This window comes from Microbacterium istanbulense, from assembly GCF_037204145.1.
Taxonomy (GTDB): Bacteria; Actinomycetota; Actinomycetes; order Actinomycetales; family Microbacteriaceae; genus Microbacterium; species Microbacterium istanbulense.
The window spans coordinates 150,146-164,219 of record NZ_JBBDGN010000006.1; the positions used below are offsets into that span (position 1 = coordinate 150,146).

Annotated in this window: 16 protein-coding genes; 11 read left to right on the forward strand and 5 right to left on the reverse strand. The window is 67.4% G+C overall.

Translation table 11 applies throughout. The features are described from left to right. Nucleotides 1-417 (forward strand): nucleoside-diphosphate kinase, encoded by a 417-nt coding sequence (ndk, locus tag WDU93_RS08180; protein ID WP_337319409.1) that lies wholly within the window; start codon nt 1-3, stop codon nt 415-417. Nucleotides 418-480: 63 nt separating this feature from the next. Here ndk and WDU93_RS08185 read toward each other — a convergent pair whose 3' ends face one another. Then, nucleotides 481-1,092, reverse strand: coding sequence for a vitamin K epoxide reductase family protein (locus WDU93_RS08185; RefSeq protein ID WP_337319411.1), 612 nt, complete (start codon nt 1,090-1,092; stop codon nt 481-483). Between the two features lie 282 nt (nt 1,093-1,374). Here WDU93_RS08185 and WDU93_RS08190 point away from each other — a divergent pair, with 282 nt between their 5' ends. Then, nucleotides 1,375-3,777, forward strand: coding sequence for an Rne/Rng family ribonuclease (locus WDU93_RS08190; protein ID WP_337319413.1), 2,403 nt, complete (start codon nt 1,375-1,377; stop codon nt 3,775-3,777). Here WDU93_RS08190 and WDU93_RS08195 read toward each other — a convergent pair. Continuing rightward, a complete protein-coding gene (locus WDU93_RS08195; protein WP_337319415.1) occupies nt 3,742-4,008 on the reverse strand; it encodes a DUF4031 domain-containing protein in 267 nt (88 codons plus the stop codon). The genes WDU93_RS08190 and WDU93_RS08195 overlap by 36 nt on opposite strands. Before the next feature lie 212 nt (nt 4,009-4,220). Here WDU93_RS08195 and rplU point away from each other — a divergent pair, with 212 nt between their 5' ends. From rplU to rsfS, 9 genes are all read left to right on the forward strand, one after another. After that, nucleotides 4,221-4,529, forward strand: a complete 309-nt coding sequence (gene rplU, locus WDU93_RS08200; protein ID WP_194419833.1) for a 50S ribosomal protein L21 — start codon at nt 4,221-4,223, stop codon at nt 4,527-4,529. A gap of 18 nt (nt 4,530-4,547) precedes the next feature. Continuing rightward, complete coding sequence (rpmA, locus tag WDU93_RS08205) at nt 4,548-4,802, forward strand: 50S ribosomal protein L27 (RefSeq protein WP_337319419.1); 255 nt, start codon at nt 4,548-4,550, stop codon at nt 4,800-4,802. A gap of 107 nt (nt 4,803-4,909) precedes the next feature. Beyond that, nucleotides 4,910-6,421, forward strand: coding sequence for a GTPase ObgE (obgE, locus tag WDU93_RS08210; protein WP_337319421.1), 1,512 nt, complete (start codon nt 4,910-4,912; stop codon nt 6,419-6,421). Further along, nucleotides 6,418-7,209, forward strand: a complete 792-nt coding sequence (proB, locus tag WDU93_RS08215) for a glutamate 5-kinase (RefSeq protein ID WP_337319423.1) — start codon at nt 6,418-6,420, stop codon at nt 7,207-7,209. The genes obgE and proB overlap by 4 nt, the downstream gene beginning before the upstream one ends. A 49-nt stretch (nt 7,210-7,258) precedes the next feature. Next, nucleotides 7,259-8,542 carry a glutamate-5-semialdehyde dehydrogenase gene (locus WDU93_RS08220; RefSeq protein ID WP_337319425.1) on the forward strand — a complete coding sequence of 428 codons (1,284 nt, stop codon included), beginning with the start codon at nt 7,259-7,261 and terminating at the stop codon, nt 8,540-8,542. A gap of 47 nt (nt 8,543-8,589) precedes the next feature. Next, nucleotides 8,590-8,802: a hypothetical protein gene (locus WDU93_RS08225; protein WP_337319427.1), complete on the forward strand. Its 213-nt coding sequence runs from the start codon at nt 8,590-8,592 to the stop codon at nt 8,800-8,802. A gap of 7 nt (nt 8,803-8,809) precedes the next feature. Continuing rightward, nucleotides 8,810-9,412, forward strand: coding sequence for a nicotinate-nucleotide adenylyltransferase (gene nadD, locus WDU93_RS08230; RefSeq protein ID WP_337319483.1), 603 nt, complete (start codon nt 8,810-8,812; stop codon nt 9,410-9,412). Then, nucleotides 9,409-10,464, forward strand: coding sequence for a hypothetical protein (locus tag WDU93_RS08235; protein WP_337319429.1), 1,056 nt, complete (start codon nt 9,409-9,411; stop codon nt 10,462-10,464). The genes nadD and WDU93_RS08235 overlap by 4 nt, the downstream gene beginning before the upstream one ends. Then, nucleotides 10,464-10,841, forward strand: coding sequence for a ribosome silencing factor (gene rsfS / locus WDU93_RS08240; protein WP_337319430.1), 378 nt, complete (start codon nt 10,464-10,466; stop codon nt 10,839-10,841). The genes WDU93_RS08235 and rsfS overlap by 1 nt, the downstream gene beginning before the upstream one ends. 69 nt (nt 10,842-10,910) lie before the next feature. On the opposite strand, the gene WDU93_RS08245 is transcribed toward rsfS, so the two are convergent. The 3 genes from WDU93_RS08245 to WDU93_RS08255 are packed head-to-tail and all read right to left on the reverse strand — an operon-like array spanning nt 10,911 to nt 14,039. Next, nucleotides 10,911-11,819 (reverse strand): carbohydrate ABC transporter permease, encoded by a 909-nt coding sequence (locus WDU93_RS08245; RefSeq protein ID WP_337319433.1) that lies wholly within the window; start codon nt 11,817-11,819, stop codon nt 10,911-10,913. Next, complete coding sequence (locus tag WDU93_RS08250) at nt 11,819-12,757, reverse strand: sugar ABC transporter permease (protein WP_337319435.1); 939 nt, start codon at nt 12,755-12,757, stop codon at nt 11,819-11,821. The genes WDU93_RS08245 and WDU93_RS08250 overlap by 1 nt, the downstream gene beginning before the upstream one ends. Before the next feature lies 1 nt (nt 12,758). After that, on the reverse strand, nt 12,759-14,039 hold the full coding sequence (locus WDU93_RS08255) for an ABC transporter substrate-binding protein (RefSeq protein WP_337319437.1): 1,281 nt from the start codon (nt 14,037-14,039) through the stop codon (nt 12,759-12,761). Nucleotides 14,040-14,074: the final 35 nt, after the last annotated feature.

A 14,074-nucleotide genomic window follows, 5' to 3' on the forward strand; every position in this document is an offset into this window, starting at 1 on the left:
ATGGCCACTGAAGAAACCCTCGTCCTGGTCAAGCCCGATGGCGTCGCCCGCGGTCTGACCGGCGCGATCCTCGCCCGCATCGAGGCGAAGGGCTATGCGCTCGTCGACATCCGCCTCGTCGAGCCCGACCGCGACCGGCTTGCCGCGCACTACGCCGAGCACGAGGGCAAGCCGTTCTACGAGCCGCTGCTCGAGTTCATGATGTCCGGCCCGTCGGTCGCCATCCGCCTCGCCGGTAACCGGGTCATCGAGGGGTTCCGCTCGCTGGCCGGTACCACCGACCCCACCGCGGCAGCCCCCGGCACCGTGCGCGGCGACTTCGGCCGCGACTGGGGCCTGAAGGTGCAGCAGAACCTCGTGCACGGATCGGACAGCCCCGAATCGGCAGCGCGCGAGCTGTCGATCTGGTTCGACTGATCTGACGGATACGAAAGAGGGCGCTCCCTGCGGGGAGCGCCCTCTTTCACGTCTGCTGCGGGGTCAGAACACCAGTCCGACGAGTTCGCCCAGCAGGTCAAGCCCCGCGAACTGGGCGATGGCGATGACGATCGCGTACGCGACGATCGTCGCCAGCGGCACCCACACCATCAGGCGCCCGGCACGCTCGCGCACCCCCGGCGAGCGGGTGAGCGTGCCGTTGCGGAACAGATGCACGGTCGTGGCGAGGAAGGTGGGGATGGTGACCGCCCAGGTGACCATGCACCACGGGCAGAGCACGCGAAGGTCGAAGATGCTCTGGCTGATCAGCCAGATCACGAAGACCATCGCCGCGGTGACGCCGAGGCCGAACAGCCCCCAGAACCAGCGCGGGAAGCGCACGCCGGCCATCACGGCGACGCCCATCACCAGCACCGCCATCCAGCCGGTCAGTCCGAGGAGGGGGTTGGGGAAGCCGAACACCTCGCCCTGCCAGGACCCGAGGTTCTTGTCGCACTGCAGCATCACGCTGACATAGCAGCTGGTCTGGCCGCCGGGATTCTCGAGCAGGAAGATCTTCTCGACGGTGAGCTGGAAGGCGGCCCACCATCCCACGAGACTGGCGACGATGAGCCAGATTCCGTAGCCGAGGTGTCGGCTTCGCTGTGCGGTCATAGAGCGATTATCCCAGCGGTTGCTATGGCTTCGGAGTGAGCCGCGACCCGCGCGGCGATGATCGGATGCCGCCCGAGCGCCCACGAGGTGCGATAATGGCACGAAGGTGTCGTCGTGACCTGTCTCGACACACCGATGAGACTTCGGGGCGCAGCGCCCCACGCGGTTCGACAGGTCGGCATGTGCCGGCAGGAACGGTCGACCGCATGCCGATTGATTCGCGGCAGGATTTGCCGCACGAGTTTTCGCGGAGCGAGAGCCCGCGCAGGGAGCTAGCCAGAGATGGCCGACGAGAACGATGACAACAACACCCACACCTTCGATGCGACCCCGGCTGAGCCGGTAGTCGAGGCGCCTGTCGCCGCGGAGGTCACAGAGGAGCCGACGGTCGCCGAGCTCGACGCCGAGGCTCCGGCCGAGGAGAGCGCGCCCGCCGCAGCGGAGCCTGCCGAGGAGGCCACTGCCGCCGAGCCGACCGAGGCCGAGAAGCCTGAGGCCGCACCGAGCGAGGCTGAGGACGCGCCGAGCGAGGCTGTGGAGCCGGAGGCCGAGAAGCCCGAGGTGCAGGAGCCGGAGGCTGAGAAGCCCGCACCGCCCGCTCCCGTCGAGCCTGAGCCGATCACGGCGGTTTCGCTGGGCCTGCTGCCCGAGGTGTTCGTCTCGCGGGCATCCACCCAGCTGCACTTCTACTCGCCTGAGCTCACGCTGCTGCCGGCACTGCCGCGCCGCGAGCAGGAGTCGGATGATGCTGGCGCCCGCCGCGGTCGTCGGCGTCGCAACGGCTCTGACGGCGACGAGCAGCGCGACGAACCGCGCCAGCGTCAGCGCCAGGTCGAGTACATCACCGAGCCGAAGGCCATCAAGGGTTCAACGCGTCTCGAGGCGAAGAAGCAGCGCCGCCGCGACGGCCGGGATGCCGGTCGCCGCCGCCCCGTCGTCACCGAGGCCGAGTTCCTCGCCCGCCGCGAGGCCGTCGACCGCATGATGGTCGTCCGTTCGAAGAACGGTCGCACCCAGATCGGCGTGCTCGAGGACAACGTTCTCGTCGAGCACTACGTCGCGCGCAACCAGGACGCGTCGCTCATCGGCAACGTCTACCTCGGACGCGTGCAGAACGTGCTACCCAGCATGGAAGCCGCGTTCGTCGACATCGGTCGCGGCCGCAACGCCGTGCTGTACTCCGGCGAGGTCGACTGGGACAGCGTCGAGACCGGCAACCAGCCGCGCCGCATCGAGCTGGCGCTCAAGCCGGGCGACCGCGTGCTCGTGCAGGTCACAAAGGATCCGGTGGGCCACAAGGGTGCCCGCCTGACCAGCCAGATCTCGCTGCCCGGCCGCTACCTCGTGTACGTGCCCGGCGGGTCGATGAACGGCATCAGCCGCAAGCTGCCCGACAACGAGCGCGCCCGTCTCAAGCGCATCCTCAAGGAGGTGCTCCCTGAGTCCTCGGGCGTGATCGTCCGCACGGCGGCCGAGGGTGCCACCGAAGAGCAGCTGACCCGCGACGTGCAGCGTCTCACCGCACAGTGGGAGCACATCCAGAAGCAGGTGCAGTCGCAGCAGGCGCCGTCGCTCCTGCACGCCGAGCCCGACCTGTTGGTCAAGATCGTCCGTGACGTCTTCAACGAGGACTTCACCAAGATGCTCATCCAAGGCGAGGACGCGCAGCGCACGATCCGTGCCTACCTCGAGAGCGTCGCCCCCGACCTGCTCGAGCGCGTCGAGGCCTACACCGACGAGACCGACCCGTTCGACGCGTTCCGCATCACCGAGCAGATCGAGAAGGCGCTCGACCGCAAGGTCTGGCTGCCCTCCGGCGGCTCGCTTGTGATCGACCGCACGGAGGCGATGACCGTCGTTGACGTGAACACCGGCAAGTTCGTCGGCTCCGGCGGAAACCTCGAGGAGACCGTCACCAAGAACAACCTCGAGGCGGCCGAGGAGATCGTCCGCCAGCTGCGTCTGCGTGACATCGGCGGCATCATCGTCGTCGACTTCATCGACATGGTGCTCGAGTCGAACCGTGACCTGGTGCTGCGCCGTCTGGTCGAGTGCCTCAGCCGTGACCGTACGAAGCACCAGGTCGCCGAGGTGACCTCGCTCGGACTCGTGCAGATGACCCGCAAGAAGCTGGGCCTGGGCCTGCTGGAGACCTTCAGCGAGCCGTGTGAGGTCTGCGCCGGCCGCGGTGTCATCGTGCACCACGACCCCGTGGTCAAGCACCGCAGCGCAGGCGGCGGCGGATCGTCCAACGGCGGCGGCCAGAACCGGCGCTCGCGCGGCAACAACCAGTCCTCGCAGCAGCAGTCCTCGCAGCAGCCCGCACCGGCTGCCGCGTCGAACGGCGGCACACACAGCATCACCGAGGGCGCGAAGTCGGCTCTCGCGCAGATCGCGGCGTCGACCATCAGCGCGGCCGACGAGGCGCCGGTCGAGACGCCCGTCGAAAGCGTCGAGACCGCGACGGAGCGCCCGAAGAAGTCCCGCAAGAAGCGCGGTGAGCGCAAGGCTCCGAAGACAGAGGCCGAGCAGCTGCTGGATTCGGTGCTGGACGCCCTTCCCGAGCCGAAGGCACCCGGGCAGGGGCGTGGACGTCGTCGCGTCACCACGGCGGCCCTCACGGGCACGCCGGTGGTGCGCCCTGAGTCGTCAGCCCCGGTCGCGGGCGGGGACGCGCAGGCCTGAGGCGATCAGACGCCGAACCAGCTCCTTACCGCCGACGTGCTCCGCGCCGGCGGCGATGAGGCGCGTCAGCATCTCATCGGGCACGTCGTAATGATCGCGATCGAACGCGCGCGCGGGAACACCCTGCGCGAGCGCGAAAGCGTGCAACTCGTCGAGGTCCGTGTCGCTGACCAGGTGGGCCCACAGCCTGCCGTGGGCGGGCCAGATGGGGTCGTCGACGAGAACGGTCATGCCGTGATCCTAAGCGGCAACGCGCCGGAGGGGCCGCGCTTTGCGAGGACGCCCAGCATCCGGTAAAGTTGTCCTTTGGTGCGCGAGCCCGCTCTTCCCTGACGGTTGACGGACAAGCCTTGCATCCGCACCCATCGCCCCGCGATGAACGCAAGCAACAGTCTTCCCGTGAGATTCTCGGAGCCTCAGCTCCCCAACGAAACAGGTATGAAGTGGTTTACGCAGTAGTGCGCGCCGGTGGACGGCAGGAGAAGGTCGAGGTCGGCACGATCGTTCAGCTCGACCGTGTTCAGGCTGCCCAGGGCGAGAAGATCGAGCTGCCCGCTGTGCTGCTCGTCGACGGCGCCACGGTGACCACCGACGCCGACAAGCTGGCGAAGGTCAAGGTCACCGCTGAGGTGATCGGCAACCTCCGCGGCCCGAAGATCATCATCCAGAAGTACAAGAACAAGACCGGCTACAAGAAGCGTCAGGGCCACCGCCAGGAGCTCACGCGCGTCAAGATCACCGGCATCAAGTAAGACCGAGGAGACCAGGACATGGCACACAAAAAGGGCGCAAGCTCCACCCGTAACGGTCGTGACTCCAACGCACAGCGACTTGGCGTCAAGCGCTTCGGCGGCCAGCAGGTCCTCGCCGGCGAGATCATCGTCCGCCAGCGTGGCACCCACTTCCACCCCGGCGTGAACGTCGGCCGTGGTGGCGACGACACGCTGTTCGCTCTCGCCGCCGGTGCGGTCGAGTTCGGCGCGAAGGGCGGCCGCAAGGTCGTCAACATCGTCGCTGCTCAGTAAGCAGACATTTCAGCGGTGCGGGGCGGGCTTCGGCTCGCCCCGTCCGCGTATCCGCCCGCAGGTCGCATCGACCCGCGGGCTTCGTCAGGAATAGAGGAGAACCGGCCATGGTCACGTTCGTAGACACGGTGACGCTGCACCTTCGCGCAGGCAAGGGTGGCAACGGCTGCGTCTCTGTGCACCGTGAGAAGTTCAAGCCCCTCGGTGGTCCTGACGGCGGCAACGGGGGAGACGGCGGCGATGTCGTGCTCGTCGCTGACCCGCAGGTGACGACGCTGCTGTCGTACCACCACTCTCCGCACCGCTCGGCGGGCAACGGCGGCCCCGGCATGGGTGACCATCGCGCCGGCGGCATGGGCGAGCCGCTCGAGCTTCCGGTGCCTGTCGGAACCGTGGTGAAGAGCCCCGACGGCGAAGTGCTGCTCGATATGGTCATTCCGGGGGAGCGTTACATCGCGGCTCCAGGCGGACGCGGTGGCCTCGGCAACGCGGCTCTCGCCTCGCCCAAGCGCAAGGCTCCTGGATTCGCCCTGCTCGGCACTCCCGGCTTCGAGGGCGATGTCGTCCTCGAGCTGAAGACCGTCGCCGACGTCGCGCTGGTGGGCTTCCCGTCGGCCGGCAAGTCGAGCCTGATCGGTGCGATCTCGGCGGCTCGACCGAAGATTGCCGACTACCCGTTCACGACCCTGCACCCGAACCTCGGCGTGGTGCAGGCTGGTGACGTGCGCTACACGGTCGCCGACGTGCCCGGTCTCATCGAGGGAGCCAGCGAAGGGCGCGGTCTCGGGCTGGACTTCCTGCGGCACGTCGAGCGCTGCTCGGCGCTCCTGCATGTCATCGACTGCGCCACCCTCGAGCCGGGTCGTGACCCGCTCACTGACCTCGACGTGATTCTCGCCGAGCTCGCGGCATACGAGGTGCCCGAGGGGCAGAAGCCCCTGCTCGAGCGCCCGCAACTCGTCGCCCTGAACAAGATCGATGTCCCCGAGGCGCGCGACCTCGCCGACATGGTGCGCCCCGACCTCGAGGCGCGCGGGTTCCGCGTGTTCGAGATCTCGACGATCGCGCACGAGGGCCTGCGCCCGCTCACCTTCGCTTTGGCCGACATCGTCGAGCAGCATCGCAAGGAAGAAGCGGCCGAAGTGCCCCAGGAGCGGATCGTCATCCGTCCCAAGGGATCCGAGAAGGACTTCACCGTGCGGGTCGAGGGCGGTACGTACGGCAACGTCTACCGCGTGCTCGGCGAGAAGCCGGTGCGCTGGGTGCAGCAGACCGACTTCCAGAACGAAGAGGCCGTCGGCTACCTGGCCGACCGTCTCGAGCGCCTCGGCGTCGAGGACGAGCTGTTCCGCGTCGGCGCGACGCCCGGCTCGACCGTGGTGATCGGCGAGGGCGACAGCATCGTCTTCGACTGGGAGCCCTCGATCGCCTCCACCGCCGAGCTGATGACTTCGCCCCGTGGCACCGACGCGCGGTTCGATCGCAGCGGTCGCCGCACCACGAGCGAGCGGCGCGAGCAGTACTACGAGCGGATGGATGCCAAGGCGGCAGCCCGTGCGGAGCTCGAAGAGCAGCGTCTGGCGACCAAGGCCAACCGCGACGCGGAGTCCGGCGAGTGACAGTCCAGTCGCGGGCGGAGCTCGCGACCGCGCAGCGCATCGTGGTGAAGGTCGGCTCGTCGTCGATCAGTGGCGAGGCGTCCTGGCGGATCCCGGTGCTCGTCGAGGCCCTGGCTGCGGCGCATGCACGCGGCGCCGAGATCGTGCTGGTGTCCTCCGGTGCCATCGCCACCGGCATCCCGTTCCTCGATCTCGATTCGCGACCCACCGACCTTGCCACACAGCAGGCGGCGGCGGCTGTGGGGCAGAACATCCTCGTGTACCGCTACCAGGAGGCCCTGCGGCCGTTCGGAGTCGTCGCCGGCCAAGTGCTGCTGACCACGGGCGACCTGGAGAACCCGACCTCGCGCAGCAACGCACGTCGTGCCATGGAGCGCCTGTTGGGCCTGCGCATCCTGCCGATCGTCAATGAGAACGACACGGTCGCGACCCAGGAGATCCGCTTCGGCGACAACGATCGTCTGGCGGCCCTTGTCGCGCAGCTGGTGCAGGCCGACGCCCTCGTGCTCCTCAGCGACATCGAATCGCTGTACACCAAGCCGCCGAGTGACCCAGCCGCGGTGCCGATCGATGTGATCGCGTCGGATGCGGATCTGGTGGGTCTCGAGTTCGGCACCACGGTCGTCAACAGCGTGGGCACCGGTGGCGCGGCCACCAAGGTGTCCGCGGCGCGCATGGCTGCGGCCTCCGGCATCGGGGTGCTGGTGACGAGCGCCGATCGTGTCGACGATGCCCTCACCGGCGCTGAGATCGGTACCTGGTTCGCGCCGGCCGCGCCCAGCGCCTGAGCGCGTCACACCGCCCTGGCCGGTTGTGTGGCCTCGGTAGGATGACCGCATGAGCACCGCGACAGTGGATCCCGAGGCCGTCGTCGACGACAGCGCCCAGCGCCGTCTCGCGCTTGCCAAAGAGGCATCGAGAGAAGTCGCGCAGCTCACCAGCAGCGACAAGTCGGCTGCATTGGATGCCGTCGCTGCGGCGATTGAGGCTGCCGCCGACCGCATCATCGCCGCCAACGCGGAAGACATCGCCCGCGGTCAGGCGGACGGCATCGGCGACGCGCTGATCGACCGGCTGCGTCTGGACGAGGTGCGGGTGAACGCGCTGGCGTCCGCCGTGCGCGATGTGGCCCGGCTGCCGGATCCGATCGGTCAGGTCGTGGGCGGGCATCGGATGCCCAACGGTGTGGCGCTGGAGCAAGTGCGCGTCCCGTTCGGCGTGGTCGGCGCGATCTATGAGGCCCGCCCGAACGTGACCGTCGATATCGGGGCGCTCGCCCTGCGCGCCGGCAATGCTGTGGTGCTGCGCGGCGGCAGCGCCGCGCGGTCGTCGAACACGGTGCTGGTCGATGTCATGCGCGAAGCGCTGGCGGCGCAGGGCATCACGCCCGAGGCGATCCAGACCGTCGACGACTTCGGCCGCGACGGCGCGCGCGCCCTGATGCACGGCCGCGGATTCATTGATGTGCTCGTGCCGCGGGGGAGTGCCTCGCTGATCCAGACCGTGGTCACCGAGTCCACGGTGCCGGTCATCGAGACCGGAGCAGGCGTTGTGCACATCGTGCTTGACGAATCCGCGCCGCTGGACTGGGCACGTGACATCGTCGTCAACGCCAAGGTGCAGCGCCCGAGCGTCTGCAACGCCGTCGAGACCGTGCTGGTGCTGCGACAGGCGGCGCCGCTGCTCGTGCCGGTGGTGGCCAGCGCGCTGCAGAGCGAAGGTGTGACCATCCACGGTGACGACATGGTCGCCGGGCTCGTCTCGAACGTGGTGCCGGCGACCGAGGATGACTGGGCGGCGGAGTACCTGAGCCTCGACATCGCCATCAAGGTTGTCGACACCCTCGACGACGCTCTCGCGCACATTCGCCAGTACAGCACCGGCCATACCGAGTCGATCATCACCTCTGATGCCCGCAACGCCGAGCGCTTCCTCGCCGAGGTCGATTCGGCGGTGGTCATGGCCAACGCCTCGACGCGTTTCACCGACGGTGCGGAGTTCGGTTTCGGTGCCGAGGTCGGCATCTCGACGCAGAAGCTGCACACGCGTGGCCCGATGGGGCTGGCCGAGCTCACGAGCACGAAGTGGCTCGCGCGCGGTTCGGGTCAGACCCGCGGCTGAGGGCTAGACTGGGGGGAGTTTTCTCACCGGTCAGGAACGGAGACAGGATGAACCTCGTCGCACAGATTGCGATGTCAGCCGCTGAGGCGGAGCACGGCGGCAACGTGATGGCGCAGACGGCGATCTTCGGTGTCATCGCGGCGGTGGCCTTCGCGGCGCTCGCGCTCGTGACTCTGTCGTACCGCAACGTGGCCAACCGTCACTCGGCCAAGGCTGAGGCGTACGCGAAGAAGCACGGCAAGGATGGCCACGGCCACTGACGTCGGCATGACTTCCTCGACCACGCGGGCACCGCGCATCGGTGTGATGGGTGGCACCTTCGACCCCATTCACAACGGTCACCTGGTAGCGGCGAGCGAGGTCGCGCACTCCTTCGACCTGGATGAGGTCGTCTTCGTGCCGACGGGAGAACCGTGGCAGAAGCAGCATGTCTCGCCCGGCGAGCACCGCTATCTGATGACCGTGATCGCGACGGCGTCGAACCCTGACTTCACCGTGAGCCGGGTCGACATCGACCGTGACGGGCCGACCTACACGATCGACACTCTGCGCGACTTGAAGCGGGAACGCCCTGATGCGGAGTTGTTCTTCATCACTGGCGCAGACGCCGTAGCGCAGATTCTCAGTTGGAGGGACCATGATGAGTTGTGGGACCTGGCCCACTTCGTCGCCGTCTCCCGGCCGGGGCACGTACTGAGCACCGACGGACTGCCCAGCGACGATGTCAGCCAGCTCGAGGTTCCTGCGCTGTCGATCTCATCGACGGACTGCCGCGAGCGGGTCGCCGACGGCGAACCGGTCTGGTATCTCGTCCCCGACGGGGTTGTCCAGTATATTGCGAAGCATCATCTGTATCGGAGTAAGGCATGAGCACATCGGATCAGAACGGAGAGCAGAAGCTGACGCGTAAGCAGCTTCGCGAACTCCGACTGACCGGTTCAACGCCGGTCATCACCGAAGAAGAAGCCGCGGCCAACGCCGCGCCGCCGTCACCGCTGCCGCGCGCGGCCGAGCCGGCACGCGTCGCTCCCGCGCCTCGTGCGGGGGACGACGTCGACCCTGAGCACGAACCTCTCACGCGACGTGGCGCCCGCGCCCAGGAGCGCGTGCGCACGGCAGCCGTGCCCGTCTTCGAGCCGCAGGCGGCGTCGACGACGCAGTCGGAGCCCGAAGCCGAGCCCGAGGCGGCCGCGCAGAGCCCGATCGTCTCGACGATCCCCTCGTTCGCGCCGGCCGCCGCACAGCCCGCGAAGTCTGCGGAGTCTGTGGAGTCTGTGGACGGGCCTGAGCCCGAGCCGACCGAGGTCGTCGAGGTCGAGGTCGAGGTCGAGGTCGAGTCGCAGGAGGCTCAGACAGAGGCTGACGCTAACACCGAGCGCGAGCCCGAGCCCGAGCCCGAGTCCGCTGCCGAGGCAGACGGGCGCGCGACCGTGAACTCGGCCTTCGGTCGCGGGGTCGGTCAGAGCGCGCCTGGGGCGTCCATTCCCCAGCTCTTCGACGACATCATCGAGGGCGACGGAGGCGGCTCGCAGCACACGGCGCCCAACGCCATCATCTTCAACCCGGCACCGGGCTCTGCCTCGCTGTCCGGCCCTGTGGCCTCGACCGGCGAGCTGCTCATCACGGGCTCGTATGACCTGCCGCAGGGACTTGGATCGCAGGGGCACGCGCACGGCACCACCGACGGCAAGGATGTCGACGCCGTTCTCATCGACGGGGAACTGCCACCCGCGTCGTCACCCACGCCGATCGCCGCCAGCTCGGCGGTCAGCACGTCGAAGCCCGCGGGAGAGGTCATCCGGCCTCCCGCACCTGAAAAGGGCAACCGACTCATGCTCACCCTGGCGATCGTCGCCGGAGGCCTGGCCATCGCCTTGGCCGCCGTCATCGTCGTCGCCATCAACACGAACGTCCTTGGATAATGCAATCACCTGAAACCGCTGCAGACATGCTGCAGCTCGCCGTCGACGCCGCCGTCTCCAAGGGCGGTGAGGACCTCGTCGCCCTCAACGTGTCGGGTCCGCTGCCGCTGGTCGACATCTTCCTGCTCGTGACGGGTAACAGCGAGCGCAACGTCGCCGCCATCGCCGACGAGATCGAGGACAAGCTCATCGAGTCCGGGCACAAGCGCGTTCGCCGCGAGGGCCGCGCCGAGGCCCGTTGGGTGCTGCTGGACTTCGGTGACCTCATCGTGCACGTCTTCCACTCCGAAGAGCGCACCTACTACGACCTCGAGCGCCTGTGGAAGGACTGCCCCACGGTGCCCTTCGAGATCGCTCAGCCTGCCACACAGGACTGACCACCGACACCACGAGGGCCGGCATCCACGCGGATGTCGGCCCTCGATCGCTCCCTCCGGGAAGTCAACTCACTTGATGGATCCTCGGGTGACCCCCGAGATCACCCAGCGCTGCGAGAAGATGTACACGATCAGCAGGGGCGCCATGGCCATGAGGTACGAGGCGAACGCGACCGTGTAGTCGGTGTTGTACTGCCCCTGCAGCACGTACTGCGCGAGCGGCAGGGTACGGGTGCCGGGGTCGGTGAGCACCACCAGCGGCAGGATGAAGTCGTTCCATGCCCAGACGCAGGTGAGGATGCCCACGGTCGCGTTCATCGGCGTGAGCAGCGGGAAGATCACCTGCCAGAACACTCGCCACGTCGAGGCGCCGTCCATGCGGGCCGCCTCTTCGAGCTCGAGCGGGATCGAGCGGATGTAGGCCGAGTAGATGAAGACGTTCAGCGACAGGCCGTACACGGTGTACAGAATGATCACGCCGAGCTGGTTGTCGAGCCCGAACATCGCGGTCTGCTTCACCAGCGGCAGCATGATGATCGGGAACGGGATGAACAGCGCCGCCAGCAGGTAGTAGAACACGCCCTTGAAGAACGGGCGGTGCATGTTGCGAGCCAAGGCATAGGCGGCGACCGAGCTGGTGAACATCGTGAAGACCACCGAGCCGACGGTGATCAGGGCCGTGTTCAGCAGCGCCTGCGGGAACTGCGTGCGCTCCCAGGCTTCGGCGAAGTTCTCCCAGCGAACCGGGTTGGGCCACTCGAAGCCGGTTCCGCCGACCAGCTGATCGGGGGTCTTCAGAGCGACCACGACGGCCAGGTACAGCGGGATGAGCACAGTGAGTGCGCACACGGCGATGACGGCCGTTGCCCACCAGTTGGTGCGGCGGGTGTCGTCCTCGCGGTCGGCGGCGCGGCGTCGCCGACGTTCGGTGACGAGGCTCGTGGTGGAGGTGGTCGGGGTGACAGCGGTGGTGGACATCAGGCATCCGCCTCTCGGCGCTGGAGGACTCGGAACTGGAGCAGGGAGACGACGGTGATCACGATGAAGAAGATCACCGCGTTGGCCGTCTGATAGGCGAACTCGCCGCCGGCGTAGCCGCCCTTGAAGATGAGCATCGTCACCGATTCGGTCGAGGTGCCGGGGCCGCCGTTGGTGAGGGCGACGATCGGGTCGAACACCTGCAGGTAGCCCTTCAGGCTCAGTACCACGTTGATGGTGAAGAAGGCGCTGATCAGCGGGAACGTGATCGCCCAGAACTGTCGCCAACTCGACGCGCCATCCAGAGACGCCGCCTCGTAGAGCTCGGACGGGATGGTCTGCAGGCCGGACAGGTAGATGATGATCGTGAATGCGCAGCCCTGCCAGACCGCCAGGGCCACGATCGCGAGCCAGGCCCAGTCGGGATTGGAGAGGATGTTGTCGGCGAACAGCGGGATGTCGGGGAAGAGGCGGGGGAGCGAGTTGGTGAACAGGTACTGGAAGACGTACCCGATCACCAGCATCGCGAGCACGTACGGCACGAAGTAGACGCCTCGGAAGAAGTTCCGCGCCTTGATCTTCGCGTTCAGGCCCATCGCGATCGCCAGTGAGATGGCGTTGGTGAGGATGGTCGCGGCGATCGCGAAGAGGAACGTGAACCCGTAGGCGTTCCACACGCGGTCATCGCGGAAGAGGTTGAGGTAGTTCGAGATGCCGACGAAGTTCCAGTCGCCATATCCGGCGTAGTTCGTGAAGCTGAAGAACACGCCCACGAGCATCGGCACGGTGTGGAACAGTGCGAAGGCGATCACGCACGGCCAGATCATCCAGTAGTACGTGGAATGGGCACGTTTGGTGGTCGTGCGCACCCGCGGTGCGCGTGGCCGGCGCCCGCCGCCTGTGGCGGAGGAGCGGACAGCTTCGGTCATGGTGCTCATGTCAGTCCTCCGTCACGGGGATGGTGCGGGCGGCGATCTTGCGCCACTCGTTGTCGAGCGTGGTGAGTGTGGCATCCGCGTCGCCCGTGAAGATGGCCTCTTGGACGAATTCGGCGAGCGGGATGCCAGGGGGAATCTGATGGTCGAGGAATCCGGTGATCCGCCCGGAGTCGAAATACGGCTTCACCGACTGCAGGGCAAGATCATCGCTGAGTGCGGCGTCGGTGACCGAGGGGATCATGTTCTGCGAGGCAGCGAACCGCTCCTGCACGTCGGGGCGGAAGAGGTACTCGATGAATCGCAGCGCCTCCTCGCGGTGCGGGGTGTCACGGCCCATGGTGACCGTGACGTCGACACCCGAGACGATGAGACTGTCATCGGCGGCATCTGCCGGGTACGGGAAGATCGCCGCATTGATGTCGGGGTTCACCTGCTTGATGCCGTTGACGGCCCAGATGCCCTGGAGCAGCATCGCGGCCTCACCACGGGCGAACGCGGCGTTGCCATCGTCGTAGGTGGCCCCGCGGTACCCCTCCTGCGCATACGCGTAGAGCTCGAGTTCACGGTTCAGCGGCTCGGCGAAGTCCTTCTCGAAGGAGGCGGCCGAGTCGGCGCCCACGTTCTCGCCCTCCGCCCGCATCTCGTCGAAGAAGCCGTCCTGCACGGCGTATGCGCCCAGACCGTTGAATGAGGGCACCGACGTCCAGGAGTCGGCGAGGGTGGCGTAGATCGGCTGGATCCCGGCATCCTGCAACTGCTCGCAGACGGCGATCAGCTCATCCCACGTCTCGGGCACCGCGATGCCCTGTTCCTCGAAGATATCGGCGTTGTAGATGATGCCGTTGGCGTTGTTGACATACCCGAGGCTGTTGACCTCGCCCTCCTTGTTGCCGAGGTCGGCGAGGATGTCCTGCACGGCGGGGTTGATCGTCGTCAAGACGGGCTCATCGGAGAAGTCGTAGAAGACGCCCGCCTGTGCCAGGCGCCCGAAGTTGCCGTTGCCGTTGAGGGTGATGACATCGGGCGCCTTGTCTTTCACCAGCAGGGTGCGGATGATCGTGTCGGCATCGGCGACCTGGTTCTGGACGACGTCGATGTCGGGGTTCTCGGCCTCGAAGTCCGCGATGATCTGCTCGAAGTCCTCGCGCGCCTCGCCCTTGAACTGGAAGAAGTTCAACGTCGTGCGGTCATCCCCGTCGCCGGATGCACACCCGGCGAGGGCGACGAGCGTCGTCGCGGTGAGCACGGCGATGGTGCCGCGGATCGGACGGTCAGGTCTCATGAATGCGCCTCCTTGCGCTGGGCGAGCCGAGGCTC